Annotated in this window: 3 protein-coding genes; all 3 read left to right on the top strand. The window is 63.5% G+C overall.

From position 1 onward, the window contains the following. On the top strand, positions 1-1,227 hold the full coding sequence (locus IED13_RS28450; RefSeq protein WP_191126132.1) for an RHE_PE00001 family protein: 1,227 nt from the start codon (positions 1-3) through the stop codon (positions 1,225-1,227). A gap of 34 nt (positions 1,228-1,261) precedes the next feature. Then, positions 1,262-2,470: an abortive infection family protein gene (locus tag IED13_RS28445; protein ID WP_248312819.1), complete on the top strand. Its 1,209-nt coding sequence runs from the start codon at positions 1,262-1,264 to the stop codon at positions 2,468-2,470. Positions 2,471-2,537: 67 nt separating this feature from the next. Then, positions 2,538-2,979 (top strand): DUF2971 domain-containing protein (locus tag IED13_RS28440; protein ID WP_191126131.1); only part of this gene is annotated, 442 nt, incomplete at its 3' end.

The raw sequence follows: 2,979 nt of genomic DNA, 5'->3' as shown, positions 1-2,979 counted from the left end.
ATGTCGCCATGTGACGTTCCTCACGCGACAGGTCGAAATCGTAAGGGGAAAGTCGAGCCCCAGATTCAGGCTAAACCTCGGCAAGGACGTGACGATCCACAATTGAAATCGGCAAGGGAAAGCGACATCCTTGCAGCCGCCGAGGATTCGCTCGCACGGCTCGACGAACGTCTTGCAAAGAGCCCGATCCGCGACGGCTGGATGGCGCGCACCCACTTTACCGACGCCTGCGCTACTCTGTGGCTGGAAGGCGAGCTGGTCCACCTCGACGACCTCGTTCTCCACGATGCCGGCATGGACATCCGCGCCCCAACCCACGAATTGACCCGGGCGCACGCCGTGCTGCGCACGCGCCGGCGCATCGCCGAGGCCAAGCCCGAGTGGGCACTCTCGGCGGCCGGCCTTGCCGGGCTGCGGGGCAGGGGAGGGCAGGGCGACCGGGAAGAGGAAGTCAGCGATCGGAAGAGGGGAGGCGTCGGAGCGTTTGAGCCGGATGATGTCGACGGGGAAGCCGATCAAGCCGAGCCGTTTCGCGTGCTCCCAATAGACGATCGGTTGGCCGACGTCTTCGCTACCGTCGACGCCGCAATCGCGCAGGCCGACCGCACGCTTGCGGGCAAGATCACCGGCCGGCCCCATGCGCCGTCGGAGCGCGATCCGCTGGTCTACGATCTCGACTGGGACGAGGACGAGCGCCTCGCCGAATGGTGCGCCGTTGTCGGTCAGACCGAAGGGCTGCCGCCGACGCTGGCGGCGGCCATCGCCGCCGACGCGTGGGTTTCACTTGAACCGCTGCAGCACACGCCATGGCTCGGCCGGCTCCTCGCCGCAGCGCTGCTGCGGGCACGAGGTAAGACGCGCTCGCACCTGCCTTGTCTCCATGACGGCCTTAAATCGGTCCCGCGCGAGCGGCGGCGGCAGCACGATGCGGTCTCCCGCCTCGCCATGCAGCTCGAGGCAATCGCGGCCGCGTCCGAGGCTGGACTGAAAGACCACGACCGCTGGCTCACCGCCCGCGCCCTGCTGGCCCGGAAGCTCGGCGGCCGCCGCTCCACCTCCCGGCTGCCGGCACTTCTGGATTATGTGCTGACCCGACCGATCGTCTCGGCTGGGATGATCGCCGAGCAACTGAAGATCACGCCACGCGCCGCGCAGGACCTGGTCGCGGCGCTGGGGCTTCGCGAAGCGACGGGCCGCGGGCGTTATCGGGCGTGGGGAATTCTTTAAAATGACGACTTCACACCAGTCTAAATCTGGGCGGATGCCCGTCGCCATTCCGCCCGCCATGATCAAGGAGCTTCGCCACCTGCTGGCGTCAGCGATCTCGGACGCCAAGGCCTACGACGTACCGGGCTTGTGCCGTCGGTTGAATCTGGCGGACGGCGAGGAACAGGAGGCGTTCGCCAGCAAATACAAATATGCCCAGAAGCGGCTTGCGGATATTCCGGCCGAACAGGTCGTCGTCTCCGCTCGCGAGCTTGCCGCTGAAGAGCAGCACTTCGAGCTCAGTGAGCTGTTAGCCAAGATTGACGAGCTAAACGGCCCGGCGATCACGACGCTTACGCGCCGACGTCTGATCGCGTTGTTCGAAGGCCGCCCGCTGGCGCGCGAGATCGACGACCTGGAGCTCATTCGCAGCCTATGGCCAATCGCGTCGATGCAGGCGCCCCATCCAAGCGATGAGGCGACGCTGGAGGATTATCTGCATCGACATACGATCCGCAACGATGACCTGACGCAGCGCGACGTGTTGGAAACGTTGGGCCTACTCACTTGCTCGCGCGCGCAACTGTTCAAATTCCTGGCGGCTGTCACGGCGCCGGATGCATTTTCAGGCAAAGAGCAAGTCGAGCTGGCCGAGAAGATCGACAGCGTCTTGCGGCACGATGGCTACACGCTAGCGCTGGCGGGAAGAATTTCGGGGAGCCCATTTTACGCTGTGCGGCCAGCTCCGACCGGATCGCCGGCGGATGCGAGCATCTCGGCGACGCTGGCCGCCTTCGACCCGACCCAGGTCCACGCGCGCTGGACAACCGCGATGGAGCGGCGCGCCTCAGATCCTGCCGGCGCGATCACATTGGCACGCACTCTGCTCGAAGACGTCTGCAAATGGATCCTTGATCACGCGGGCGAGACCTGGCAGGAGGCCGACGATCTTCCCGCCCTCTATCGCAAGCTCGCGAAAGTCCTGAAGCTCGCACCCGACGATCACACGGAACAGGTGTTCAAGCAGATACTTGGAAGCTGCCAGTCTGTCGTCGAGTCCCTGGGAGCTTTGCGCAACAAGCTGAGTGATGCCCATAGCCCTGGGCCGAAGCGTGCGCGCCCACAGCCACGGCACGCGGAACTGGCCGTGAATCTCGCTGGCGCGATGGCGACGTTTCTTATTGCGACGTGGGAGGCGCGCAAAAGCGATCCGATTAAGCCCAATGCGAGCCCCTCCGGGGCGGCCGGAAAAAAGAGCGCTTGACGATGCTAACGGCCAAAAGCGCAGCAGTGGCGCGGCAATTGATCGCCCTCTCGATGGGAGGGAAGCGATGCGGCTTTATCATTTCCTGAATGCGGAATACGGCCTCCTCAACATCCGCCATCGGCGATTGAAGATCGGGCGCATCAACGAACTGAACGATCCGTTCGAATTTCTCGGAGTCGCAACGAAGAGCGCAGGTCTGCGCAGGCGTTATCAGCGGCTCAAAGACGGGCTCAACGAGTATATGGGCTTGGTCTGTTTTAGCGCCAACTGGAACAACCCGGTGCAGTGGGGCCACTATGGCGATCGGCATCGCGGAATATGTCTTGGATTCGAAGTGAGCGCACAAGCGCATAAGGTCACCTACGTTTCAGAACGATTGCTGGCGCGGCCGTCGGCGATGAAAATTGAGGGGCCGAAGGCGGCGACCCACGTAAACGAGATTTTGACGACCAAGTTCGAGCATTGGAGCTACGAGGACGAGTACCGCCTGTTTCCACAGTTACAGG

It is taken from the genome of Allobosea spartocytisi (assembly GCF_014764685.1).
Taxonomy (GTDB): domain Bacteria; phylum Pseudomonadota; class Alphaproteobacteria; order Rhizobiales; family Beijerinckiaceae; genus Allobosea; species Allobosea spartocytisi.
Note: the sequence above shows the minus strand (reverse complement) of the source record. Positions and strands in the feature narration are given on the sequence as shown.

Excerpts from the sequence above, each read along its gene's own strand:
- IED13_RS28450 (WP_191126132.1), top strand. The coding sequence starts at position 1 with ATGTCGCCATGTGACGTTCCTCACGCGACAGGTCGAAATCGTAAGGGG.
- IED13_RS28445 (WP_248312819.1), top strand. The coding sequence starts at position 1,262 with ATGCCCGTCGCCATTCCGCCCGCCATGATCAAGGAGCTTCGCCACCTG.